This is a genomic window from Kitasatospora sp. NPDC001261 (genome assembly GCF_042896795.1).
Taxonomy (GTDB): domain Bacteria; phylum Actinomycetota; class Actinomycetes; order Streptomycetales; family Streptomycetaceae; genus Kitasatospora.
In genome coordinates, this window is record NZ_JBIAXP010000007.1 from 51752 (window position 1) to 77088 (window position 25337).

A 25337-nucleotide genomic window follows, 5' to 3' on the forward strand; every position below is an offset into this window, starting at 1 on the left:
TGTTGGGTGGATCGCGTGGTGCTCATACCCCCTCCGCCCGCTGTTGGACGACGGTGACGACCGGCGGCCCCTGCGGGATCTGCTCGGCGCTCTGGCACAGCCCGGTGGCGGACTGCGGCAGCGCGGGCGAGCCGTTCACCCGGATCCGGGCGGACGGCAGCACCCAGCGGATCGTGACGCAGGGCTGCGGCTTCCCGGCCACGGTGAACGGGCAGCCGGTCACGGTGTACAGGTCGGCCGTGCTGGTGACGGCCTGCCCGGCGACCAGCACCCGGCCCTGGGCGGGCACCGCCGTCGCCTGGGCGCCGTGCGGGCAGATCACCGTCGCATTGACGTGCAGCAGTTTTCCGGACAAGACAATCTCCCCCCGTCAGGTCACGCTCAGGGCGTCCTGGTTGATGGTCACGGTGGCGCCGACCAGCGCGATCGAGGCGCCCTGGCCGTTGCTGATCCGGATGCCCGAGTCGTTGATCACGATCGAGGCCCCGCTCGGGATGCGCAGCGTGATCCCCGTGGTCGGGTCGTCGGACAGCACGATCACCCGCCGCCCCGAGGTCTCCAGCACCATGTTCGGCACGCCCGGCGGCCCCGTCGTCGCCTCCACCGGGACCTCCGAGGCGGAGCCGTACCAGCAGCCCGTCCAGATCGGGTAGCTCTGGTCGCCCTGCTCGAACTCCAGCCACACGCCCGCCCCGACCGGCGGCACGGCGTAGTGCCCCATGCCCGGGCCGGCCACCGGGAAGCACGGCATCGCCCAGGTCGACACGGCGTCGCCCAGGACGTCGGGCACCTGCGCCTGGATGCGGCCGATCCCGAGCGGGTCGGTGTTGGTCACCACCGTTCCCCGGTACTTGCCGAGGTAGCGGGTCGGTTCGGCCATGCTGGCAACTCCTGCTGGTCGGGGCGGCCTTGCGGGACTTCGACGCTCTGCGGTGCTGCGGTGCCTTGGTGGTGTGGTGTTACGGGACGACGGTCGGCTGGAGGGCGATCAGGCCCTCGCGGGCCAGCGTGAAGTTCTGGGTGTACGAGCCGCGCTTGAGGTTGTGGGTGACGCTCTTGACGAAGTACAGGCCGTCGTAGGTGATCCCGGCCCCTCGGACGCCGACCAGTTCGCGCGGCCGCAGCACGTGCCCGTACCGGACGACGTCGAGCTGGCCCGAGCCGGAGACGGCGTCCGCCGACTGCATCGCCTTCGCGATCGTCTCGGCGACGGCCTGCGAGGTGTCCTTCTTGGCGGTGTCGGCGATGACCTTCTTCTTCAGCGCCGGCGCCGGCCTGAGCGCGAGCGGCGGCCGCAGGATGCTGACCTCCGGCACCGGCAGGATCGTCGACACCTTGGTCGCCGGCAGCTGGATGCGCGCCTCCGGCTCCTCGCGGGCGGTGCCGTCGAAGGCGAAGGTGAGCTGGTCGACGTTGGACAGCGCGTCCATGTTCACGTTCAGCGCGTGCTGCGGGACGCCCAGCCGGACCTCCGGCCCCCAGTAGGCGCGGCTCATCCCCGGGACCGGCCCGGGGTCCAGGTAGAACACGTAACCGTTCGCCTTCGCCAGCTCGTTGACGTAGCCGAGGTCGGTGCCCTTCTGGAAGTCGATCCGCCGGGTCGGCATCGGCGTCTGCGGCACCAGCTCCGGGACGACCAGCGGCACCATGCCGTACTGCCCGTACTTGCCGATGATCGCGGCGACCCGGGCCGCCGGGGACATCGCGGGGAAGGGCACACCGGCCTGCTCCTCCAGGTCCATCAGCACCGTCAGGTCCTCACCGGTGACGGTCAGCGTGGACTGGCCGGGCTGGTTGCTGATCCCGACCTCCTGGCGGATGATCACCCCGTCCATCAGCACGGCCGGCGTCCCCGTGACCACCGCCATCAGCACGACCCTGATCTTCGGATCGAAGAAACCGCCCGGCAGCAGCGCGGTGTTGATCAGCCCGTTCTTCGACAGGTCGAAGGCCAACTGGAACCCGCTGCGCTGCCCCGACGCCACCGTCACCTGCGCCGACAGCAGCGCGTCGGTCACCGGCTGCGGCACCGGCACCGGAATCTGCGGCCCCATCAACAGGCTCAGGTGGATCGACCCGATCGCCCCGCCCCCCGTCACCGCCGAGGCGTCAACCACTCCCCACCCCCGGGCCCGCCCCCGGCACCGCGCCGGGCAGCGCGATCGTGATCCGCCGCCCCGGCGTCGCCGTCAACTCCCGTGGATCGAGCACCGGGTTGGCGTCGGCGATCCGCCACCACTGATCGGCGCTGCCGAGGTAGCGGTAGGCGAGCAGATCGGGACGGTCGCCTGCACTGACGGTGTGCTCGGCGAGCGGGGTCAACCCCTCCGCACTCGGCAGCAACCGCCGCCGCAGGTACGGGACCTGGCGCCCGTCCGGCTCCGTGTGCAACGCGACCGGGACACCGTGGTACCGGCTGGTCAACGGGTACGGCGAAGGCGCCGGCAGCGCGCTCAGCGGGTCGACGGTCACTGGAACCCCCCTCCCACCCCGAGCGCGCCCAACCGGCCGTCGGCCGCGGCACCGCCCAGCCGCTCCTTCTGCGCCAGGTGCGCGAGATACAGCTCCGCCCCGCGGTGCCCGGTCGGCAGATCACTGACGGTCAGGACGCGCAGCCCGATCGCGACGGCCGCTCTGATCGGGTTCAGATCGATGTCGAACGCCTCCTCGGTGATGGTCAGTTCGGTCAGCCGCACTGGCAGGATCCGCTTCCCACCCCAGGTGAAGAGCGTCAGCGGCGCCTCGATCGGCGTGACCTCCAAGGTCCCGAGCGAGGCCAACGCCTGGTTCGCCCGCACCTGGTCACTGGTCGGCTGCACCAGCAGCTCGAGCGTCGCCAACTGCGGATGAATCCCGTTCGGCGCCGGCACGTCCAGCTGGTCGGTCGCGTCCAACTCCGCCGTGAACTTCCAGCTCTCCACGGCCGGCCCCTTCAACCGCAACGCCTCCGTCCGGTCCCCACTGCCGTCCGCTCCTGCCACCTGCGGCGCCAACGACCGTTCGAGGCTGTCCGGATTGAACTGCAGCACCACGACCCGCTGCGGAGTGCCGCGCAGCGGATCGACGACGACCAGCCCGGCCCTGATCGGCTTCGGCGCGTCCGTGTACCCGGTCATTGACCACCTCCCTCCCGCCGCATGAGATCGGCTACGGAAGCCGCCTGGTCGCGCAGCGACTCCTCGGGATCAGATGTGCCCATCTCGGCGATGAGCGGCAGGAGTTCGGGCCAGAACGCGTAAACGGCTGCCCACAGGCCGCCCTCGCGGATCTCGCCGGTGCGATCGCACATCGCGTCCGTGATACGCCGGAAGAACGGCTCGTCCAAGGTGAGCGGGGCTCCGACCCCGGCCCGTACCAGGGAGGCACGGCGATCCTCGATCGAGTCGGCCTCGTCCACGGCGCGCAGGAGGTCGTCGGCGGAGACCGGCTGGAGGAACCGCGCCAGCAGGTCCGTCGCACCGTCGACATCACTCCGGTCCTCACCGGTGACCATGACGAATCGCACCCCGTACGGATGCTCCTCCGCGTAGTGGATGTGGAACGGACCCAGCTCCCAGGCCACTTCCCGGGTCAAGCCGAAGTGGAGAGTCGCGTTGACCTCCTTGACCTTCGTCGCCTGTGAACCCTCGACGAAGTCCGTCACCTCGGCCTCTCCGATGCCCTCGGGCAGCACCAGACGTCGTCCCCTGTGCGGTCCCCAGCTCATTCTTCGACACCGTCCTTTCGATCTGCTGTCACGGCGTCCACAACCTTGGCACGCGTTGTGTCAGGCCCTTGTCCAGCTCGAGGATCTCGTCCACGAGGTCCTTCAACCGTTGAAGGTAGGCTTCGAGACCGGGCGGGGAGATATACACGTTGTCCGTCAGCAGGCGGTCCGTCCACAGAGTCACCCGGTCGAGGCGCCCGGCAGGCGTCTCCACACCCAGATCCGACTCGGCTTTCTCGGGCTTCCTGACCCCGACCTTCTCCGCCCACTTGGTCTCCTGCCGGTGGACCGCCGTGTAGACGCTCGGCGTATGGGCCTTGAGCAGCTTCTGAACGTCCGGATCGTCCACACCCCTGGCCGGATCTCCGTTGACGGGAGCGACGAGGTCCGCGGCCTGCTGGACCCGCTTCGCCACGCCGACCGAACGGTTCAGCGTCATGTTTCCCCGGGACAGGATCTCGTCCAGCCGCCTCCGTGCCTCCGCTTCCGTGGTGGCCTGGTTGGCCCAGCGGGTCTCGGCCGGGCCCATCATCCGCATGATGGGGTCGCGCTGGCTCTCGACCAGGGTGCGCAGGTAGGAGAGCCCGATGACCGCTTCCAGGGGCGCTTTCCGCCCTGACGCGGCCTGCGTGTGACCCGACTGGAGCTCTTCGAGGGCGGCGAGGAATTCGAGGGGATCCGCGAGCTCCTGCGCCCGGCGACGCTCGTCCTGGTACCGGCCCCGGCCCGAGCCCAGTACCAGTCGGCCGCCGGGATCGTGGCGGTATCCCTTGTTCCACCGTGTGACCACACCGGTGTCGCCGTGCTTGAGGTCGACCGCACCGCCCTTGACCTTGCGGGCGCTCGCGAGTGCGCTGTCGACGGCGAGTGTCTGGGAGGTGAGCGATGCGGCCGGGTCCACCCGGAAGGTGCTGACCGAGGCACTGGGGGACCCGCCGACCGGCGGTGGCTGGGTCGGCTGCACGGCAAGCCGCTTGGAAGCTGCCAGGGCGTGTTGGTGGAGCTCCTGCTGAAGCCGCAGCTTCAGCTCCAAGGCGGCTTTTTCGCTTGCCTCCTTCTCGGGGTTCAGCCGTGCCATGACGACTGCCGCTGACTCCCCGCCGGCCACGTCCAGCGACGTCAGCCGGTACCAGCGGCGCAGCCCGGACAGGAGTACGCGGAGCACTCCCGCACGGATTCCCTTGCCGAGCAGTCGCCCGATCTTGGGTCGGATGCGGGCCACGATCAGGTCCAGGCGCTGCTGCTTCGCCTCGGGCGAGTTCTCGTGGGCGCGGCGTTGGGCGCGTTGCTGCTGGCGCTTCTGGTGCCAGGTGCGGAGGCGGTCGCGTTGCTTGCGGTAGGCGTCGCGGATCCTGTGGGCGCCGTTGGTGAGGGCGCGGCCCAGCTTGCTGTTGAGGACCTTGCGGCCGAGGGTGCGGGCGGCCGTCCGTACCCGGTTGAGGGCGGCTTTGACGGTCTGGCGGGAGGAGTTGAGGGCGCGGCCGACGGGGGAGGTGGGGCGGCGCGGGGTGGTGGGCTTAGGGCGGGTGGCGGTCGGGCGGTGCTGGGCGGGGCGCTCCGCGTGCTGCACGGTGTGCCGCGCGGGTCCGGTCCGGGCGGGACGGCCGGGGCCGGGTCGGCGCCGCAGGGACTGGGTGGCCCGGCGCAGGCTCGCGCGGGCCTTGTTGACGGCCCGGCCCGCCGCCTTGCGGGCACCGCGACCCGCCCTGGCCAGGCCCTTGAGGATCCGCTGGGCGATCCCCTTGAGCTTGGTGCCGACCGCCTTGCCGGCTCCCTTGAGCTTGCTGAGCAGGAAGTTGGAGATGAAGTCGAGCAGCGCGACCACGCCCGCCGCGACGGCGTCGGCGAAGAGGCAGGCGGCCGACCCGGATTTGACGGCCTTGAGGAAGGCGACGAACTTCCCGATCGCCGCGATGATCTTGCTGATGGTGTTCCAGGCCGCCATCAGCCCCTGGATGATCGTCATGATCGCACCGGCCGCCGGCACGATCATCGAGACCAGTTTCTCGACGACGATCGACACGATCATCCCGGGCAGTGCCGCGACGATCGCCTGCCAGGCCATCCGGCCGATCTGGGCCATCGAGATGCAGCCCTTGACCAGGACGTTGACGATCGTGGACGTCAGCCCGACGACCGTTTCGACCTTCTCGTTGAACCAGGTCCGTACCGCGCTCTTGATCGCGCCCCACAGGTAGTGCTGGATGCCGTCGACCGCGGCGGTGCCGAGCTTCTTCAGCCAGCCGCCCGGGTCGGGGGCGATGTCGCCGATCAGGGCCGCGAACTCGCCGAAGACGGCGATCGCCTTCTGGACGAAGTCGATCGCGTCCATGACGGCCTTGCGGACGGCCTCGATGGCGGCCTTGAGTCCTGCCTCCAGCGCGTCCAGCAGTGCGTTCAGCCCGGCGGCGAGCGCGTCGAGGAGCTTGTTGACGGCGTTCTTGAGCCGGTCCGCCCACTCGTTGACCTTGGCGATGGCCTTGTCGCGCCACTCCTCGATCTTCTTGCGGAACTTGTCCCGCAGTTCGGGGAAGGCCGCCAGCAGGACGTCGCAGATCTTGATGAGCGCGTCCGCGAGCTTGTCGATCAGCTCGACGGCGAACTTCCGCGCCTGGTCGATCGCCCAGTTCGCGAACTTCCGGAAGCCGTCGATGATGTCGTTGATCAGGCCGCGGAAGAAGTCGAAGACCTTGGTGACGGCCTCGACCAGTGCGTCGAAGGCCGCCTTGACCTTGGACTTGACCCAGCCCCACCAGCCTTCGGACTCCTCCTTCTTGCGGTCCTTCTCCTTCTGGGCCTTCTCCTCGGCCTCCTTCCGCTTGTCCTGGATCTTCTGGTTGTCCTGCTGCTGACGGTCCTGGACGTCCTTGTCGGCCCCGGCGCGCTTCTTGTCGATCTGGCCGGTCTTGTCGGTGTGCTCGGCCCCGGCGTCCTGGTCCGCGGTGGTGATCTTCCCGTCCTGCTCGGTGCGCCACTGCTCGCGTTCGGCCTTGACCTTCTCGGCGGCGTCGCCCCGTTCCCCGGCCTGGGCCTGGGCGTTGTCGGCGACCGCCTGGTCGACCTCGGCCTGGTTCTGCCGCCGGGCGTCGGCCTCGCCCTGCTTCTGCTGGGCCTGTTCGGAGCCCAGCCGGCCCTGGCCCTCGCCGACCGCGGCCTGGATCTGCGGGCCGCGCTCCTGCTGGGTGACGATGCCGATGCCCGGCTTGGTGTCGACGGCGCCGCCTGCCCTGGCACCCCCGCGCTTGCCGCCGCCGCCGGGGACGGAGGCGGTGAGGGTCTCCTTCGGGACGTCCGGGTAGATCCGGTCCTCGCCCATCGGCTTGGCGGTGTCCTCCCGGCCGACGCCGAGGATCCTGCCGGAGCTCTCCTTGAGCTTGGCGGCCTGCCGGTCGGTGCGTGCCGGGTCGCTCTCCCCGGTCAGTTCGACCTTGGGCGCGGCGCCGACGGTGGTGTTCAGCGCCGGGTCGGTCGAGGGGACGCCGTCGACGGCGACCTGGGCCTGCTGCACCTCCTGCGCCGAGACCTGGTTGCCCGCGTCGTCGGCGACATTGGGCGGGGCGACCCGGTCGCCGGGGTTCCGGCCCTCGACCTTCTTCTGGTCGGCCGTCCGCTGCCCGCCGTCCGCGCCCTCCGGGCCGACCCGTTCCAGCCGCTCCGTCACGGCTTCGGCGGGCGGCGCGGCCTCGGGCGCGCCGGACTGGGTCTGCGGCGCGCCGGAGGGCCGCTGGGTGGTCGGCGGGGCGGCCTGCAGCCGGGCGTGCTGCTCGCCGACCGTACGGTCCACCGAGCCGTCAACGCCGTCCAGGGTGGTGGCCATCTGATCGGGCGGCAGGCTCGCGGCGGTGGCCAGCGCGCTCTGCGGGTCCTGGCCGGAGACGTCGGGCGCGGCCGGTTTCTGCTGCTGCTCCTGCCCGCCCTGGGCGCCACCGGGGGCGGCCCCGCCTCCGCCCCCGGCCGTACAGCCGCCGCCGGCGCCGCCGGTGCCGTCCTGCTCCGCCTCGGTGGTGGGCTGCTGGGGGCCCGCGCAGGCGCCGCCGCCCGCCTCCAGCGAGGCGTCGGGGGCGGCCTGGGCGGTGAGTCCGCCTGGCGCGTCGGCCTGCTCGGCGGCCGGGCCGGGGGCGGCGTCCAGGGCGGTGTCGGGGGTGGCACCGGGCGCTGCCCCGGGAGCGCTGTCGAGGACGGCGCCGTCCCCGCCGACCGGCCTGCTGCCGCCGACCGGCCCCGGCGCCGCGGGGGCGGTACGGTCCGGGCCGCTCGGCTCGGGCGACGCGGCCGCTTCGGGGGCCGCCTCGGGTGCGGGTTCGGCCTCGCGCGCCGCCTCGGCGGGGGCTTCGGGCTGCGGCGCCTCCGGCTGCGTGGGCTCGGCAGGGGCCGGCGCCGGGGCCGCGGCCGGGTTCGCGGTGGGTTCGGGGCCGATCTCCTGCTCGACCGGCTGCTCCGGCTGGAGGTCGCGGGCGCTCCGGTCCTCGGCCTCGGTGGCGGGGGTCGGCTCGGGGGCGGGCTGCGGTGCCGCCCCGGGCTCCGCCTGCTCGGGCGGAGCCGGGGCCGCCTCCGCGTCGTCCTCCGGCCGGCTGTCCCGCTCGGCCTGCACCTGCTCGGCCTTGGTCGCGGGCGGCTCGGGGAACTCCGGCGCCTCGGCCTGCGCGGGGGGCGCGCCGTCCGCCGACAGGGTGAGCTGATCGGCCGTCGGGACGGCCGACACGTCGAGGTCGGCGGAGGGCAGGAAGTCCCCGGGCTTGAGCTCGGGCCCGAGGACGGCCGACGACTGCCGCTCCTCGCCCGCGGCGGGCGCGTCGTGGACCTCGGAGTCGGCGCCGGGCTCCATGCCCAACGGCCGTTCCTCGTCCGGGGTTTCGTCCTGTCGGTGGTCGCCCTCCAGTAGCCCGTGCCGGGCCAGCGGGCTGTCCTCGGCCCGCGCGATCGCGTCCAGGCGCTCGGGCCTGACCGGCGTGGTCTGCGGCAGCAGTCCGGCGGCGGGCTCCTGCGGCTTCGTGCCGGCCGAGGGCCGGGTGCCGATGCCCTGCTGCTCGGCCTCGGGCGAGCCGGGTACGGCGGCGACCGGCTGGGCGGCGCCCTCCTCGGCCGGTGCGGGCGCCTGTTCCGGGCCTGCCGCAGGCGCCTCCTCGACTGCCGACGGCTGCGCCTCCGTGGGGAGTTGAGCCTGACCGGCCTCCGGCTGCGCGGCCGGTGGGCTCTGCGCGGCCTCGCCCTCCGCGGGTGGCGCCTGCTGCCCGTCCTGCTGGTCCGGGCGTTCCTCGCCGCCGTCCTTGTCGTCCTTGTCGTCCCTGCCCTCCTTGTCGCCCTGGCCCTTGCGGTGCTTCCGCTGCTTGCGGCGAGCCTTCGGGTCGTCCGACTGCCCTGCCTCGTCGTCGAGTTGTTGCTTCCGGTCCCGCTCCTCGCGGTCCTCCTGGTCCGTCCGGTCGCGGTCGTCGGAGGTCCGGTCGGCGGCATCGGTCACCGGCTCGGGGGTCTGGGCGGCGTCCACGTCGGCCGGGCGGTGCTCGGCGGCCTCGACCAGTTCCAGCACCCGGGTGTAGTCGGAGGAGGGCAGCAGGACCGCCAGCCGGTCCAGGACGGAGGACTGCAACTCAGGTGCGAATCTGGCGAGTTGGAGGCGCACCCGACCGGAGGAGTCGGTCGGGTCGCCGCGCAGCGAGCGCAGGATGCCGGACGCCAGCCGGTCGACCAGGGTGGCCGGGTCGAGCCGTTCGGTGCGGAAGCGGTCGGCGTCGACGGTCGCGTAGCGGAGCCAGCCCGGTGTGGCGCTGGGCGTCGCCGTCGTCGGCCGGTCCCCGCTCGCGCCCTGCTCCGCCTCGCGTTCGACGGTGTCCTGCGGCAGGCTCACCGCGCCCAGGTCGCGGCCGGCCCGCAGCGCGCCGAGCGGGTTCGGGGCCTGGATGGTGTGCAGCAGCTCGTGGGTGAGCAGCCGGCGGCCGTCCTCGGCGGCCGGCCGGTACTTGCCCTCGCCGAAGAAGAGGTCCGGGCCGACCGCGACGGCGTCCGCGCCGATCAGCTCGGTCAGCGCGGCGGAGTCCCGGTCGGTGTGCACCCGGACCCGGCTGAGGTCGTGCCCGAGCCGCGCCTCCAACTCCCGGCGCACGCCCGGGTCGAGCGGTTGGCCCGCGCCGGAGACGATCTCCTTCGGCTCGGGGGTACGGGCCTTCGGCGCCCGGGTCTTGCGCCGGGCCTGGCCGCCCTGCTTGGCGTCCTGCGCGGAGTCCCGTGCGGGGGCCTTGAGTTGGGTCACGTCCGCCCCCGTTCCACGTGCCGCCCGGTACCCGGGAGCCGCCCGGTACCCGGGAGCTGACCAGTACCCGACAGCCCGGCGTGCACGGCGCGGGCGAGCGCCTCGCCGAGCCGCTGCGGTGAGGCGCCCGCCGGCAGCGGCGGCAGCCCGGAGAGCAGGTCCAGCGTGCGGTCGCCGCCCGCCGCGAGCGGTACGCCGCGCGTCTCGACCAGGCGGGCCAGCTCGCCGCGGAACGCCGTCGTCAGCCGCTCGTGGTCGATCCGGTCGAAGCCGTCGAGGACCAGCTCGCCGATCTCGACCTCGATCCGTCCGGCACCCGGGTGTTCGGGGGTGCCCGGCCTGCCTTCGTCCCGCGCGTTCACACCCATCCGCCGACCTCCGAGGGCGACAGCGAGCGCTCCAGCTTCAGGTACTCGGTGCGCGCGGCGGCCAGCATGTGCCGCATCTGCACCGGGCAGCCCTCGTCGGCGGCCAGGAAGGCCGCGGACAGCGCGATGTTGCGGATCGAGCCGCCGGCCACGGTCAGTTGGGCGAGCCGATCGGGGTCGAGGCCCTCGCTGGGGGTCCGCCCGGGGATGACCCGCCGCCAGATCTCGGCGCGTTCCGGCACCCCGGGGAACGGGAAGTCGACCACGAACCTGATCCGCCGCATGAACGCCGGGTCCAGCGCCTTCTTCATGTTGGTGGTGAGCACGGCCAGGCCCCGGTAGGCCTCCATGCGCATCAGCAGGTAGCTGACCTCCAGGTTGGCGTAGCGGTCGTGGCTGTCCTTGATCTCGCTGCGCTTGCCGAACAGCGCGTCGGCCTCGTCGAACAGCAGCAGCGCGCCGCCGCGTTCGGCGGCGTCGAAGACCCGCCGGAGGTTCTTCTCGGTCTCGCCGATGTACTTGCTGACGACCTGGGAGAGGTCGATGACGAACAGGTCCACCCCGAGCCGCCCGGCGACGACCTCGGCCGCCAGCGTCTTTCCGGTGCCCGATCCGCCGGCGAACAGCGCGGTCACCCCCAGGCCGCGCCGCAGCACCGACTCGAAGCCCCACTCCTGGTAGACCGTGCCGCGTCGGCGGACGTGGGCGACGATCTCGCGCAGCGTCGCGCGCTGGCGCTCCTCCAGGACCAGGTCCTCCCAGTCGGCGCGCGGCTCGACCCGCCGGCCCAGCTCGTCCAGGGACATCCGGGCCTCCACCAGCCCGGCGTGCCAGGCCAGTTCGCCGACGTCCTGGTCCTTCTCGGCCGCCCGTCGGGCCGTTGCGGCGGCCGACCGGATCACATGGCCGGGCAGGGAGAACTGCGCGGCCAGCGCCCGGAGTTCGGCCTCGGCGATGCCCGGCGCGCCGTCCAGCGCCTCGGTCCAGATGCCCAGCTGCTCCTCGGGGCCGAGCGTGGGCACCGTCAGCCGGGCGCGGTCGGAGGCCCCGGCCGGCCGGGGCTCGTCGCCGGACACCACCAGCGGCACCGCCAGGCTGGCGAGGAAGGCCTCCGCGCCGTTCGGGGACCGCGGCTGCTCCCGGGCCGGCTCCCCGTCCTCGACCAGCAGCGCGGCCGGGATCAGGATCGCCTCCCGCTGCCACAGCCGGGCGAGCTGCTCGCGTTCGGCGGGCTCGGTGGGCAGGTCCTCGCGGTGCGCGACGTAGAGGCCGAGCCCGGAGCGGTGGGCGGCCGCCGAGGCGATCTCCCAGCGGGTGCGGCGGTCGGCGCCGCTCAGCTCGGCGTGCGGCGGGCCGGTCAGCCCGGCCGCGGACCACCCCTGGGCCAGCTCGGCCGCGCACCGCTCGTGGGGTTCGGGCAGTTCGCCGGGCGGCCCGACCCGGGTGAGCAGGCCGTGCAGCCGTACGTCCAGGTAGGGCACGCCGACCAGGAAGTGCAGCACCCGCTCGTCGATCCGCAGCCGGGAGGCGGTGAGCGCCGTCTCGTCGTCCAGCTCGACCAGCCGGAAGCGGCGCAGCGGGCCCACCGGGGTGAGCGCGCTCCAGTGCGGCCGGTCCAGGGCGGCGAGGGCGAGCGAGAAGGTCGGGTACCCGCGCCCGGGGTCGCCGCCGGCCGCGGCGCACCGGGCGGCGGCGGTGGGGTCGATCTCGGGGGCGGCGGCCAGTACGAGGACGTCCCGCTCGAAGGGGGTGAGCCCGAAGGAGGCGGCGAGCGCGTCCAGGGCGGTGGCGGGCTGCCGCCGCCCGGTGCGGCGGGTGCCGGGGGCGGGCGGCTCGGCGGTACGGGTCGTCTCCGGGGTCGACGGCGGGGCCGGCTCGGCGGTACGGCCGGCCGCGTGCGCGTCGACCCGTGCGAGCACGGCGGCGACCGCGGCCGACAGCGACTGCCGGTGCGACTCGTCCGCCAGGCCTTCGCGGTCCTGCCTGCGGCGCGTTGCCATCTCTCCCCCCGTCCCGTCCGTTGTGTCGGTGCATCCTGTGGTCAGTGCGTCAGGTCCACCACGGGGCCGCTGAAGGCCCCGTCGCCGGACACCGTCAACTCGCTCGGCACGCCGTCCACTTGGACCCGGGCCAGGTACACCGTCGGCCGGACGCCGGTGACCGGCACCCGGACCGCGTACGGGTCGCTGCGCGGCTGCGACGGCACGGGTGCGCGGAACTGGTAGCTCGCCCCGGCGCGCCCGGTCGGCGGGCTCAACTCGTCCAGCAGCAGCAGGACCTGCTGGTCGTCCCGGAGCGGGAGGTCCAGCCGGACGTCCACCTGGGCCGAGACCCCGGCCGGTCCGTCGGTACGGTCCGCCGTACCGATCGGCGCGGCGATCCGCGGCTGCCGGGCGAAGGTCTGCGCGTTGGACTCCACGGCGAGGTGCTCCGCGGCGGGCCGGCCGTCCAGCGCCAGGCCGTGCAGCACCTGCAGCTGGTACACGCCGGGCGGCAGGTCCGCCGGGACGGCGACCACCAGCCGGTCGTCCCGCACACCGCCCGGGGCGACCGGCACCCGGCGCCCGCCCAGCCGGGCCACGACCAGCTCCGCGCGCAGACCGGAGCCGACCACGACCAGCTCCCGGTCCCTGGTCACCGGCCCCTCCTCGGGCGCGCCGGTGGACCCGGCCGGGCGGGACAGCACCCGCTCGACGACCGGCCCGCGGGACGGCACGGCCCGGACGGTGCGGCGCAGCACCGGCTTGCCCGCGACCGGATCGACCTTGCCCTCCACGAACACGGCGGTGGCCTGGTAGGTCACGGACAGCGCGTAGGGGGTCTGGAGCAGCGTGCTCCACAGCTTGGACATCTCGTCGACGTCCATCGTGGTGGGGGTGAAGCGCACCCGCTGCGGCGAGGCGGCGAGGTCCGTCCCCACGAGGTACGGCTGGGCGGCCGCCTCCTCGATCAACTGCCGCGACAGCGCTGGCTGTTCGGTCAGCGTCCGGACCACGCAGCCGAGCAGCCGCTGGCCCACCAGCTGGGACTCCTCGCCGTAGCAGCTGATCAGGTAGTGCAGGTCGAGGGCGGCGGCCGGCCGGGTCAGCACGGTGCCGTCCGTCGCGCGGGTGGGCGCGTCGTGGTTGCGCAGCGAGGCGTTGGGCGTGACCTGGTAGAGGAACACGGTGATGGTCGGGTCGGCCGGCGGCTCGGTCGGCGGCTTGCGGGTGCCGACCTCGACCGCGAACGGGATGTCGGGTGAGAGCGCGCGGGAGACGAGCAGCCGCAGCGCCTCGGTCACCGTGGCGATCGCGAGGTGGTTGCTCATGCGCCCGCCTCGCTTCGCTCGGCGGTGGCATCTGCCCGTGCGCGACGTGTGACGGCCCGCAGGCCCACTCGCCTGGTCATGGCCGCTCCCGGTCGAGGTACGCGCCCAGGTCGAGCGCGGGGGAGGGGCGGGCGGCCGCCGCCCGGCGCGGGCCGGCCGGGGCGCGCTCCGCGGCCCTGACCTCCACGCGCCCGATCTGGACCCGGACCACCCGCTCGGCCGGCCGCTGCCGGCCACGCGCCGCCTGAGCGGCGGCCCGAGCGCCCGCAGCGGCCGGGCGCCGGGCGGCGGGCGCGACGCCGAGCCGTCCCGTGGCCGGCGGCGGGGTCGCCGCCTGTTCCGGGCCCGGCGGCCGGACGGGTGCGGTGACCGCCGGTACGGCCGCCGGGCGGGCGGCCGTACCCTCCGTCCCGGGCCCGGCGGCCGCGGCCGGCGCGACGCGAGCGGGCGCGAGCGGGGGCGTGACCAGCAGCGGCGTGCGCGGCAGCGGGAGCGCGGCCGGAGGAGTCGGCGGCGCCTCGCGGAGCGCCGGCCGGAGCGGCCCCTCGGACGGCAGCGGACGCGGTGCCGCCGACGGCCGGGGGAGTGGCGCGGGCCCGGGCTGTCCGACCTCCCGGCCCGGCGCGGCGGCCTCCCCGACGGGCGGCGGCGCCGCCCCGAGCGTCTCGATCCGTTCGAACGGCCCCGGCAGGCGCGGCCGGACGCGGACGGTGTCCCCGCCGGGGCCGCCCTTCGCGACCAGGCGGTCGAAGTAGTCAGGCATCTGCGCACAGCTCCAGGTAGTAGCGGCGCCGCAGCGGGCTGAGCGCCAGGACCTCCGGCTCGCTCCAGCCGTAGGCGGTGGCCAGCAGGTGGACGTCGAGCAGGGTCGCGCGGGCCCAGGCGTCCAGCTCCTCCCAGAGGTAGGAGGCGATGTCCAGTTCGGCGAGGGCCTGCCGGCCGCAGTCGGGGCAGCCGAGGTTGAGCCGGACGTCCGCGCAGGGGTCGGCCGCGGCGGCGGCCTCGGCCACCTGCCGCTGGACCGGCTCGGGGAGCCGCCGGGCGGGCACCGGCTCCCCGTCGTGCTCGGCGCTCAGGACGCACCGCTCCAGCAGGACGGTCCTGGCCTCGCCCGCGGGGGCCCGTTCGGCGGCTGCCAGGTCGCCGGTGGTGGGCAGCCGGAAGCCGACCCGCCAGCCGTCCGACTCCACCCGCAGCGGCCCGGCGGCCGGTCGACCGGCACCGACCACCTGTCCGGCGTCGAAGTCGAACTCCATCTCCTCGGCGCACCCCGGGCAGCCCACCCGCACGGTGAGCTGTTCACCGAACAACTCGCCGCGCAGGCCGAACAGTTCGGCGTCCCGCTCGCCGACCGGTACGGCCAGCAGCTCCTCCGGCCCGGCGGCGGGCCGGGCGACGGCGTGCAGCAGCAGGGCCCGCCCGCTGCGGCCGGCCGCCACCCCGGCCTCCCAGGTGGCCAACAGGGCCGCCTCCCCCGCGAGTTCCATCGCGCTCAGGCCCCTCAGGCCGGCTGCTGGAACGAGGGCTCTTCCGGCTCGGGCGTCTCCTCGTCCCGTTCCCAGCCCTCGACCTCCAGCTTGAGGCTCTGGATGGCCACCGCGTTGGCGTTGGCGTCCAGTTCGCCCAGCACCTGGTACTCGCTCGGCCAGGCGCGGTACAGCTTGTGGGCGACCGCCACCTGGCCGGCCTCGTTGAGCACCTGGATCACCAGGTCCTTGCGGAAGTCCCGGAGCGAGACCTCCGCCCCGCGGCCCGCGCCGACCATCCAGACCTTGTTGGCCCAGCGGTCGAACTCCGGGTCGTGGGTGACCCCGCGCTCCAGGGTGACCGCCTCGAAGTCGGTGCGGCCCGGCGACTTGCGCGGCGCGCTCGGATCGCCCCCGCTGCGGTGCTTCACCACCTCGGTGGTGCGCTTGAGCGGGCTGATCTTGCTGATTCCGGCGACGACCCGTCCGTCCCAGACGACCAGGAACTTGAAGTTCTTGTACGGATCGAACCGGTGCGGATTGACGGTGAACTCGACCATGGAGATCCTAAACCTCGAACTGTCCGGCGAGTTGCTCGATTTTGACGATCACGAATTCCGCGGGCTTGAGCGGCGCGAACCCGACCACGACGTTGACCACGCCGCGGTTGACGTCGTCCTGGGTGGTGGTGTCCCGGTCGCACTTGACGAAGTAGGCCGAGCGCGCGGACGTGCCCTGGAACGCGCCCTGCTGGAACAGCGAGTGCAGGAACGTGCCCACGTTCAGCCGGATCTGCGCCCACAGCCGCTCGTCGTTGGGCTCGAACACGACCCACTTCGTGCCGCGGTAGAGGCTCTCCTCCAGCATCAGCGCGAGGCGCCGCACCGGCACGTACTTCCACTGCGAGCCGAGTACGTCGGCGCCGGCCAGGGTCCTGGCCCCCCACACCACGGGGCCCACCACGGGGAACGTCCGCAGGCAGTTCACCGCGAGCGGGTTCAGCAGGCCGTTCTCCCGGTCCGTCATCGGGACGGTCAGGGCGCGCACCCCGGGCAGGCCGGCCTCCGTCCCCGCCGGGGCCTTCCACACGCCCCGCTGGCCGTCGGTGCGCGCGATCACCCCGGCGACGGTGCCGGACGGCGGGAAGGCGCGCAGCCGCCCGGTGAGCGGGTCGACCAGCTCCAGGTGCGGGAAGTACAGCGCCGCGTGGTCGCCGCGCACCGAGTCGAAGGCGGACAGGCCGGCCCGGGCGGCGTCCAGCGTCGTCCACGCCTGCGGCGAGTCGACGATCAGGAACATCCGCTTCTCCACGCAGAGCGCCTGAGCGGCCGAGACCACCGTGACGGCGTCGTCCACGTCGGCGTAGCCGGCCAGTTCGGGCAGCACCAGCAGGTTGACGTCCTGCACGTCGCGCAGCGCCTGGATGCCGGTCTTGCCCGCCTCGCTGCCGATCAGGTCGGTCAGCCCGGGGGCCCCGCCGTCCTGGCCGCCGGCGAGGGCGAAGACCGGCGGGCTGACCGAGCCCTCCAGGCCGAGGTTGTTGGCCGCCTCGCCGAGGAAGCGGACCACGTCGGCCGGGTCGGTGGAGCCGGCGACGGCCTGGAGCTGCCGGCCGAACGCCGTCACCCGGGTGCCCGCGAAGACGCGTTTGCCCGGGGCGTCGGGCAGCGCGCGGAGCTTGCGTTCGAGCAGCAGGGCGAGCTCGGTGACGGTGGTCGGCGCGGCGCCGTCCACGGCCGGGTCGTAGATCCTGACCGTCCGCGTCACGTCGCCGATCTTCACCTGGACCTCGTGGGTGAGGTCGGGCAGGGCGGCCGCGAACGGCTTGGACACGGTGCCCACCGGGTCCGGCCGGCTCGCCGCCCGGACCTTCACCCGGACCACCGCCGAGCCGCTGTTCACCACCGTCTCGGCGAACCGCGGGCTGCCGTCCTGGACCGACAGGTCCGCGAAGGACTCCCGGACCGCGCCCGAGGTGTCGAACACCTGGAGGTTGAACGTGTCGCCGGGCGTGGGCGTCCGGTAGTCCACGGCGACCCGCAGCGTCCCGCCCCAGAGCCCCGGCTCGACGGCCGTGACGTCCAGGACCGGGGTCGCGGTGGAGGTCTGCGTCGAAGTGAGCGTGGCACCCGCGGCGGCGCCGGTGCCGGCCGCCGCGACCCGGACGACGACCGCGACCGAGCCCCCGTTCAGGAAGAACTGCTGGACGGCGTAGCTGACCGGGCTCTGCGCCGCGAGCCCGCCGAAACGGCGCTCGAAGTCCGCGAAGCTGGTGAGGGTGACCGGCTGGTCGAGCGGGCCGCGCCGGGTGGCCCCGACGAAGGCGGTCACCGAGGTGCTCACCGCGGTGATGGTACGGACGCTGCTGGGAAGTTCTTCGATGTAGACGCCGGGGTAGGTCGGTATCGTCGGCAAATTCCCCCTCCGTTCACTTCGTGCATCAAGGGACCGATGGTGCCCGATGCAGTGGTGGCAGGCTCAGTTTCATAGTCGGGTGACTATTCGTCAAGACCTGAACTGAGAAACTTAATTGTATTACTGCGCCTATTTCGTGGGGTTGCGGAGCAGGGAATTCCGCAACCCCGGGTCGGTCTCCCGTCCGGCCGGTCAGCCGCCTTCGGGCAGGTTCCGGTAGTCGGGGCGGGTGGTCGTCGGCGGCGTGGGCGGCTCCGCCGCCGCCGGTGCGGCTGGTGCGGTGGCCGCCGTGGTCGGCGTGGCCGCTATCGGCTTGGCGGCCGCCGGCGGGGTGGCCGCCGGCGGCTGGTAGGACGGCGGCCTGGCGGCCCCCAGGAACCATCCCCAGGTCGCGCCGAACCGGTGCTCCAGGAAGCGGAACACCGCGTAGTAGGCCGTACCGAAGCCGGTGACCAGGGCGGAGGTGACGGAGGCGTTGTCCAGGTGGAGGCCGAGCCGCGCCGCCTGCACCGCCAGGAACGCCACGATGTAGGGCACACAGGTGCGCCACAGGGACAGGGCGATTTGGTACATCGATCCTCCTCGGACGACGTCGGCCGGTGACTGCGGAACAGCCGGCGACCGCGGATCGGCCGGTGGCCGTGGATCAGCCAGTGACTGTGGATCGGCCGGTGGCCGTCGATCAGCCGGTGACCGTGAAGCCGTGCGCCTGGCCGAGCCGCGTCAGCGAGTCGATGCCGGGGATGCCGTCCGCCTGCTGCCCGCTGTACCCGTACCGGCGCTGCAGGGCGGCGTAGGCGTCGATGGTGCTGGTGCCGAACGAGCCGTCGACCCACTGCCCGTCGAGCAGCCCCTCGGCGCGGAGCGCCTGCTCCACCGTGTACACGTCGTCCGGGTACGTGGTGGCGCCCTGGGCCGCGTCCGGGTCCTGGCGGGCGGCCGCGACCACCCGGGACTTCGACACCTCGGCCAGCGGGACGGCCCCGCCCAGCAGCCGGCGCAGCGAGGCCTCGCCGGGCACGCCGTCCGCGTCCCCGCCCGAGTACCCCAGACTGCGCTGGTAGTCGGCGTAGTTGAGGGTGTCCGCGTCGGTCCAGTCCGGGCCGGGGCCCTGGGTGTAGTGCGAGCCGAAGTTCGCCGCCACCAGCGCCTCGCCGACGATGGTGACCTGCGGTCCGTGCGCGCCGTAGCCGTACGACAGGCCGCCGACGCTGCTCTGGTAGCGGGCCGGCGTCGGGTCGGGCTGCGGCGCGGGCTGGGACGGCGGGGTGACCACCGTCCCGGACGGGCGCGGCGCACCGGACCGCACCCAGGCGTACAGCGCCGGGCCGGGGCAGTCGGTCGAGTAGCCGTCCTGGTGCCCCTTGATCTCCGGGCCCGCCGGGCCCTGCTGCTCGCAGTACTCGATCGCGTCCCGCAGCCCGTTGAGCTGCTCCGGCGTCGGCTCCGTCGACCCGGAGGAGCCGACCAGCCCGCACACCGCGTAGTGGGCCTCGTTGAGCGGGACGTCGCCGTTGGCGCTGTTGCGCCGGTTCAGGCCGCGGCCCTCGTACACGAAGCCGTGCTCGCAGACCACGAAGCTGTAGCCGATGTCCGACCAGCCGTCGTCGTTCATGTGCGAGGCCTGGAGGCGCCGCACGTAGGCCGGGCAGGTGTCGTGGGTGTCGAAGGCGTACCGGGTGCCCAGGTAGTGCACCTTCACCCCGGCGCGCGCACCGGCGTACGGGATCGAACCGTTGGGCTCGCGCCATGCCCGCGCGCCCCACTGGTCCCGGCTCACCAGCTGCAGCCCCGGCCAGTCGGGCACCGAGGGCGTGGGGTTCGGTGTCGGCGTCGGCGCGGGCGTGTCGGGGGCCGGGGCCTGGCCGCTGCCGGCCCACGCCCTCAACTCGTCCAGCGAGCCGTTGAAGACGTCCGCGTCGAGCGGGTCGTCGCTGTACTGGTGGAAGCGCCAGGATGCCTGGACGCGCGGCGAACCCGGGGACACGTAGTCCGCGATCCACAGGAAGTCGCCCGCGTTGTCGTCCGTCCGGAACCAGTAGTCCCGGTTGGTGTAGAGCCCGACCAGGTGGTCCGGGTAGCGCTGTTTGACCGCCGCCAGCCACTGGTTCTTCGCCGCGGTCGCGTCGCCGTCGGCGACGGACTGCCCGTACGGCTCGAAGTCCAGCACCAGCAGTTCGCCCGCGGGCACCTGCCCGACGACCCGGCAGAAGTGCTCGATCTCGCCGTCGACCGGGTTCTCCGCGTGCAGGAAGTGGTAGTGCCCGACCACCAGTCCCCGCCCCCGGGCGTCCGCCAGCTTGTCGGTGTACCCCGACTGACCGGTGCGGCCGCCCTCGGTGGCCTTGATGAAGACGAACTCCGCGTCCCCCGGAATGCCCGACTGGAAGTCGGAGACGTCATAACCCTTCGCGTATGCCATCAGGAAGCTCCCCCTTCGCGCCGATGGCAGCTACGGCCGACCCGCCCGGGCCCGAGCCCGGGACGTGACGCCGACCGGAGCGTCATGCCCACCTCACCGTACCCCCCGGTATGCGTCAACTCCCTTGAAATACAAGGGATCTACGCACTTTCGCCGCATCCGGGAGTGGGCCGTTCCGGGCAATATGCCACTGGCACTGGAGGGTCGTACGCCCTGTCCTGCCCCGGTGTGCCGCCGAGGCCGCCGGATCCGTCGGCCGGCTCCGATCGGGGTGCGCGGGGAGGGTGCGCGAGGAGTGCGCGCGCCCTCCTGAGGTCGTACAGGAATCAACGATTCCGGAAATGCTCGATCGCTCACCAAGCACCGGTCACCCCTTGTTGTGACCTTTACCACAGCTTGATGCGGCGGGGCGGATTCCCCTATCGGATTCCCGTGGCCGGATCGTTCCATGATGGCCTGATGTGACATGACCATTCGTCAAACATTGAAATCGAATGGCAATGTGGGCGCCGTCGTACCGACCCTTCTGCACCAGGTGTACTGATCGTGTACACGACGAAGAATGGCTGAACTGTGCGCATGACCCGTTCGGATCGCAACGACGCGACCACGCGGCCCCGCCTCGCCGGCGAAAAGCTCACTCTGGAGGAGTTCTCCGAGCTCGCCGGCCAGGTCGGGGGCTATCCCTATGTGAAAGTCGTGCTCGACAGCGACGAGTCGGTGCTCCACTTCATCGACAGCGCCGACGGCACCCTCCACGTCCGCTACATCGCGTGCGAGATCCTCGGCATGTCGATCGACGAACTGGCGCGCGGACTCGATTCGTTCAATGACGACGTGTACCGGAATCCCGACCGTCGCTTCTATCTCGGCACCCTCGCCCGCCACACCCGCCGCGCCGCGGAAAACGGCCACGAGGCCGACACCTTCCTGTCCCTGGAAACCGTCGACGTCGACACCATGTCCCAGGACATGCTCCGGTTCTTCTACCACCGGGTGCGCGAGCACATCGACCCCTCGCTGCCGCTGGTCCTCAAGCCGGCCGGCCACGAGCAGGAGGGCTACCTCGCCCGCATACCGGAGACCGAGATACCGCGCGTCCTGTCCCACGAGCTCTACTCCGCGGCCTCCTACGTACCGCTGAACGCCGGGACCGCCCACGGACGGCTGCGCGTGTTCGGCTCGGAGGACGAGTACCGGGCCGACCCCGAGCCGCTGGAGTGGCACGACATCGTGGTGATGCCCCGGGTGCCCGAGGACATCCCCAGGGTCTCCGGCATCATCCACACCGAGCACACCACACCGCTCTCCCACATCAACGTGATGGCCGCCGGATGGCGCATCCCCAACGCCGTCGGCGTCGAAGCCGCCGAGCGGATCGACCGCGCCGGGCTGCGCGACCGATGTTGGGTGCACTACCGCGTCGAAGCCGACGGCGGGGAGCTCCTCCTCGAAGCCGCCCGGCCCGGCGACCGCGAGGAAGCCCCGCCGACCCCGCCGGCCGACCGCGTCACCGTGGACCTGCCCGACCTCACGCCCACGCCGGTCACCCCGCTGTCCGCACTGCGCGAAGGCGACCACGTCCGGTTCGGCACCAAGGCCGCCAACCTCGGCGAACTCACCCACCTGCTCCAGCACGGCTCACCGCGCTGGCTCGGCTTCTACAGCGTGCCCCGGCCGCCCCGGGACAACCTGCTCCGCTACCTCGCCCGGCAACTCGGCCTCCCAGAGGACGCGGACACGGCCGAACTGGACGCCGCCGCGCAGCTCCTGGTGAAGGAGTACGCCCACGTGCCGCGCGGCATCGTGCTGCCGTTCTCCCTCCAGCAGCGCTTCCTCGACTCCTCGGCGGAACTCCGCACCGCCGTCGACCGGCTGGACTCCGCCCTCCGGGACGGGACTTCGCTCCACGGGGGGACGCGGATCGAGGAACGAATCGAGGAACTCTGCCTCGAAGCCCAGCGGCTGATCCGTGACACCCCGCTGCCCGACCCGATCCGCACCGAGATCGACCGGGCGATCGACCGGCACCTGTACGGCGCCCGCGTCCAGGTCGTCCGCAGCTCCTCCAACGCCGAGGACCTGGCCGGCTTCTCCGCCGCCGGACTCTACGAATCGGTGGCCGACGCCAGCGGCACGGACGCCGTCCTCGACGCGGTCCGCGAGGTCTGGGCCTCGCTGTTCTCACCCCGCGCGGTCCTGCTGCGCCGCCAGGCGGGCATCCCCCTGGACCACTGCCGGATGGCCGTGATCGTCCAGGAACAGGTCGGAGCCACCGTCGGCGGCGTCCTGGTCACCTGCAACCCGCTGAGCCCGCAGGACTTCCGCAACGTCTACCTCAACATCTCGCCGCGCTCCGTGACCGACGTGGTCTCCGGCCGGGGCGCCCCGCTCCAGTACCTGTGCAACACCATGGAAGGCGGCAGCCGCACCGTCTCGCTCGGCACCGCCGCCACCGACCTGGACGCCGGGACCAAGGACCTCGTACGCCGACTGGCCCTGATCAGCAGGCTGTTGCAGTCGCACTTCTCGCCCGACGAGACGTACGCAACCCCGGTCGACATCGAGTGGGCGATCGAGGGCGACCAGATCAGCCTGCTGCAGCTGCGGCCCTTCCGCACCGCCGGCTGACACCGTCGGCTGATGTCGCCGGAACACCGCACGGGCCCGCGCACGAGCGCGCCCGTGTGTCCCTCCGCGCCCTTTCCCGCGGCCGCCCACGAGTGAACTTCCCTCAGGAGCAAGTACGTTGAACCGGATTCTGTACGTCTACGTCAAGGGCGGCGCCCCGCTGGAGTACGCCTTCCCGCGCATCGCCGCCTGCGGGGAGCTGCACGTCCTCGCACTGGCGCCGCTGCCCGCGTCCGGGGAGGACGTGTGGCGGCCCAGCTGCACCAGCATCGAGCTGGTGCCCGAGGCGCCGCGCGGGGACGACCTGGTCGAGCTGATCGTGGAGTACGCGAAGGCCATCGGGGCCGACGCGGTGCTGACCCTCTCCGAGTTCGCGGTCCTCGCCGTCGCCCAGGCCGCGATCCGCCTCAACCTGGCCGGCCCCGGCGAGGGGATCGTCCGCGCCAGGGACAAGCGGCTGATGCGCGAGGCCTGGGCCGCCGCCGGGGTCCCGATACCCGCGTTCCGCCGGGTCGACAGCCTCGCCGACCTGGACACCGCGCTGGCCGAGTTCACGCCCCCGCTGCTGCTCAAGCCGGCCTGGGGCGCCGGCTCGGTCGCCCAGATCGTGCTGGACAAGCCCGAGGAAGCCGCCCCGGCGTGGGCCGAGATCGAGCGCGGACTCCAGGCCGGCAGCCGGGTCGGCATGAACGAGCTCTACGCCGCCGACACCGACCACGACCGCCTCGTCGAGGAGATCGCCCAGGGCTCCACCGAGGGCTGGTACGAGGAGCCCGGCTACGGCGACTACGTCAGCGTGGAGGGGATCGTCGCGGACGGCGTCTACCGCCCCCTGGCCATCACCGCCAAGCTGCCGACCGTACCGTCCTTCGTCGAGGTCGCCAGCACCTCGCCCTCCGTCATGACGGTGCCGGTCCAGCGCCGGATCGAGGAGGTCTCCCGACAGGCCGTCGACGCGCTCGGGCTGGAGAACTGCGGCACCCACACCGAGCTGAAGCTGATGAAGGACGGCGAACTGGTCGTCATCGAGACCGCGGCCAGGTTCGGCGGCCTGCTCACCACCAGGCAGGTCCACGAGGTCTTCGGACTCGACCCGATCGGCATGCTGGTCCGCCAACTGCTCGGCGAGCGCGTCGACTACCCCGAGGCCATGCCCACCACCGGCACCCGGGCCGCCGCGTCGCTGGCCGTCGTCCCGGCCGACGCCTCGGGCGTGCCCTGGCAGAGCACCCCGCTCTGGAACCCGCAGGCCGTCGACTGGCAGAGCCTGCTCTCCCCGGGCAGCACCATCGAAGCCGTCCCCGCCTTCGCGATGCCCGCCGGCCGGCCCGTCCCCGCCTTCGACCCGTCCGCCGGCTCGCGCAACTGGCTCGGGGTCTACCTGCTCAGCGCCGTCGACGCCGCCACCCTGCAGCGCGACTGCAACGCCGTGCTGAACGGCATGGAAGCCGCCCTGCACCGGGCCGCCTCCTGACCCCCCGTCCTCCTCCCATCCCCTCCCTCTTTCTCCTTCTCCCCGAGGTTCCATCATGCGTGTACTGTTCGCCGGCGCACCCGGCCTGGGCCACCTCTTCCCGCTGGTCCCACTGGCCAGGGCGATGCGCGAGCTCGGCCACGAGGTCGCGGTGGCCTCGATGGACGGCGGCGAAGGGGTCGCCGCGTCCGGGCTGCCATACCTGCCCATCGCGCCCGGGGTCGACTGGCGCAAGGAGATCAGGGAGGCCGGCCGCACCCGGCGGCCCGACCTGATGCGGCGGGTGGTCGAAAGCAACTCGGCCGACCGCGAGGCCTTCGTCCCGCTGGCCGCCCACGTCAACAGCCGGGTCGCCGACGAGACGGTCGAACTCGCCGCACAGTGGCGGCCGGACCTGGTGGTGTACGAGTACCAGTTCCCGGTGGCCCTGCTCGCGGCGACCCACCTCGGCGTGCCCGCCGTCCAGCACGACCTCGGATTCGCCCGCACCCCGAAGCTGCGCGCGCTGATGCTCGCCGAAATGGCGGACACCTTCGCCCGGCACGGAATCGACCGGCTGCCCGACCCGGCGGACACCATCGACCTCGCGCCGCCCAGCATGGCCGGCGACGAGCGGTACGGCACCTCGATGCGGCCCGTCGCCTACAACGGCGAAGGCGAACTCCCCGCCCGGCTGGCCGCACCCGCCGACCGCCCGCGCATCGCGGTGACGCTGGGCACCGTCCCGCCCAAGACCGACGGCCTCACCAGGATCGAGCGCGTCATCGCGGCAGCCGCCGACATCGACGCCGAGTTCATCCTCGCCACCGGCGACCTCGACCTCGGTACGCTCGGCAGCCTGCCGGACAACGTCCGCCCGTACGGCTGGGTCCCCTGGCAGGCCCTGCTGTCGACCTGCGCCGCCGCCATCCACCACGGCGGCAGCAGCACGGCCCTCGGCGCCCTCGACGCGGGCATCCCCCAGCTGGTCCTGCCCGACGGCTCCGACCGCTTCATCACCGCGGCCGCCGTCCACCAGCGCGGAGCCGGCCTCAGTGCGACCGCCGAGGAGATCACCTCGGCCCTGCTCCACCGCCTCCTCACCGACGACGCCCTGACCCGCGCCGCCCGCGCGGTCAGCACCGAAATCGCGGCGATGCCCAGCCCGACCACCGTGGCGTCTCACCTCATCACCCTCGCCCGCCGCACCCCCTGAGCCACCCCACCCGGTGCCGGGCGGGGGGGCCCCCGGCCCCCCCCCCGCGGGCCCCCCCCCCCCCCCCCCCCGCGGGGGGGCCCGCCCCAAAACCAAACCAACG

19 protein-coding genes are annotated in these 25337 nt (G+C 73.1%); 3 read left to right on the forward strand and 16 right to left on the reverse strand.

Going from position 1 to position 25337, the window contains the following annotated elements; translation table 11 throughout:
* Positions 1-22: 22 nt before the first annotated feature.
* The 16 genes from ACFY4B_RS11515 to ACFY4B_RS11590 all read right to left on the reverse strand — a co-directional run bounded on the left by ACFY4B_RS11515 (position 23) and on the right by ACFY4B_RS11590 (position 19934).
* On the reverse strand, positions 23-355 hold the full coding sequence (locus ACFY4B_RS11515) for a hypothetical protein (protein WP_074006030.1): 333 nt from the start codon (positions 353-355) through the stop codon (positions 23-25).
* Positions 356-370: 15 nt separating this feature from the next.
* Positions 371-880, reverse strand: a complete 510-nt coding sequence (locus ACFY4B_RS11520) for a phage baseplate assembly protein V (RefSeq protein ID WP_049657827.1) — start codon at positions 878-880, stop codon at positions 371-373.
* A 79-nt stretch (positions 881-959) separates the two neighbouring features.
* Positions 960-2054 (reverse strand): hypothetical protein, encoded by a 1095-nt coding sequence (locus ACFY4B_RS11525; RefSeq protein ID WP_049657830.1) that lies wholly within the window; start codon positions 2052-2054, stop codon positions 960-962.
* A gap of 55 nt (positions 2055-2109) precedes the next feature.
* Complete coding sequence (locus tag ACFY4B_RS11530) at positions 2110-2472, reverse strand: hypothetical protein (RefSeq protein ID WP_387967361.1); 363 nt, start codon at positions 2470-2472, stop codon at positions 2110-2112.
* Positions 2469-3116, reverse strand: coding sequence for a hypothetical protein (locus ACFY4B_RS11535; RefSeq protein ID WP_380776613.1), 648 nt, complete (start codon positions 3114-3116; stop codon positions 2469-2471). The genes ACFY4B_RS11530 and ACFY4B_RS11535 overlap by 4 nt, the downstream gene beginning before the upstream one ends.
* A complete protein-coding gene (locus ACFY4B_RS11540) occupies positions 3113-3673 on the reverse strand; it encodes a hypothetical protein (protein ID WP_074006026.1) in 561 nt (186 codons plus the stop codon). The genes ACFY4B_RS11535 and ACFY4B_RS11540 overlap by 4 nt, the downstream gene beginning before the upstream one ends.
* 61 nt (positions 3674-3734) lie before the next feature.
* Positions 3735-9953 carry a DUF4157 domain-containing protein gene (locus ACFY4B_RS11545; protein WP_387967364.1) on the reverse strand — a complete coding sequence of 2073 codons (6219 nt, stop codon included), beginning with the start codon at positions 9951-9953 and terminating at the stop codon, positions 3735-3737.
* Positions 9950-10321, reverse strand: coding sequence for a hypothetical protein (locus ACFY4B_RS11550; protein ID WP_387967367.1), 372 nt, complete (start codon positions 10319-10321; stop codon positions 9950-9952). Before ACFY4B_RS11550 ends, ACFY4B_RS11545 begins: the two co-directional genes overlap by 4 nt.
* Positions 10312-12321, reverse strand: coding sequence for an ATP-binding protein (locus ACFY4B_RS11555; RefSeq protein WP_387967369.1), 2010 nt, complete (start codon positions 12319-12321; stop codon positions 10312-10314). Before ACFY4B_RS11555 ends, ACFY4B_RS11550 begins: the two co-directional genes overlap by 10 nt.
* Before the next feature lie 41 nt (positions 12322-12362).
* Positions 12363-13631, reverse strand: a complete 1269-nt coding sequence (locus ACFY4B_RS11560; RefSeq protein WP_053112582.1) for a DUF4255 domain-containing protein — start codon at positions 13629-13631, stop codon at positions 12363-12365.
* A gap of 76 nt (positions 13632-13707) precedes the next feature.
* Positions 13708-14394 (reverse strand): hypothetical protein, encoded by a 687-nt coding sequence (locus ACFY4B_RS11565; RefSeq protein WP_387967371.1) that lies wholly within the window; start codon positions 14392-14394, stop codon positions 13708-13710.
* The gene (locus ACFY4B_RS11570) at positions 14387-15118 is read right to left on the reverse strand and encodes a hypothetical protein (RefSeq protein ID WP_387823785.1); all 732 of its coding nucleotides are present in this window, start codon (positions 15116-15118) and stop codon (positions 14387-14389) included. The genes ACFY4B_RS11565 and ACFY4B_RS11570 overlap by 8 nt, the downstream gene beginning before the upstream one ends.
* 14 nt (positions 15119-15132) lie before the next feature.
* Complete coding sequence (locus ACFY4B_RS11575) at positions 15133-15657, reverse strand: phage tail protein (protein ID WP_049649365.1); 525 nt, start codon at positions 15655-15657, stop codon at positions 15133-15135.
* A 7-nt stretch (positions 15658-15664) separates the two neighbouring features.
* Positions 15665-17512, reverse strand: a complete 1848-nt coding sequence (locus tag ACFY4B_RS11580) for a phage tail sheath family protein (protein ID WP_387967373.1) — start codon at positions 17510-17512, stop codon at positions 15665-15667.
* Between the two features lie 192 nt (positions 17513-17704).
* Complete coding sequence (locus ACFY4B_RS11585) at positions 17705-18085, reverse strand: hypothetical protein (protein ID WP_387967375.1); 381 nt, start codon at positions 18083-18085, stop codon at positions 17705-17707.
* Positions 18086-18194: 109 nt separating this feature from the next.
* Positions 18195-19934 carry a peptidoglycan-binding protein gene (locus ACFY4B_RS11590; protein ID WP_387823794.1) on the reverse strand — a complete coding sequence of 580 codons (1740 nt, stop codon included), beginning with the start codon at positions 19932-19934 and terminating at the stop codon, positions 18195-18197.
* A gap of 579 nt (positions 19935-20513) precedes the next feature.
* Here ACFY4B_RS11590 and ACFY4B_RS11595 point away from each other — a divergent pair.
* The 3 genes from ACFY4B_RS11595 to ACFY4B_RS11605 all read left to right on the forward strand — a co-directional run bounded on the left by ACFY4B_RS11595 (position 20514) and on the right by ACFY4B_RS11605 (position 25234).
* Positions 20514-22565, forward strand: coding sequence for a PEP/pyruvate-binding domain-containing protein (locus ACFY4B_RS11595; protein ID WP_387967377.1), 2052 nt, complete (start codon positions 20514-20516; stop codon positions 22563-22565).
* A gap of 118 nt (positions 22566-22683) precedes the next feature.
* The gene (locus ACFY4B_RS11600) at positions 22684-24039 is read left to right on the forward strand and encodes an acetyl-CoA carboxylase biotin carboxylase subunit family protein (protein WP_387967379.1); all 1356 of its coding nucleotides are present in this window, start codon (positions 22684-22686) and stop codon (positions 24037-24039) included.
* A 55-nt stretch (positions 24040-24094) separates the two neighbouring features.
* A complete protein-coding gene (locus ACFY4B_RS11605) occupies positions 24095-25234 on the forward strand; it encodes a nucleotide disphospho-sugar-binding domain-containing protein (protein ID WP_387967380.1) in 1140 nt (379 codons plus the stop codon).
* Positions 25235-25337: the final 103 nt, after the last annotated feature.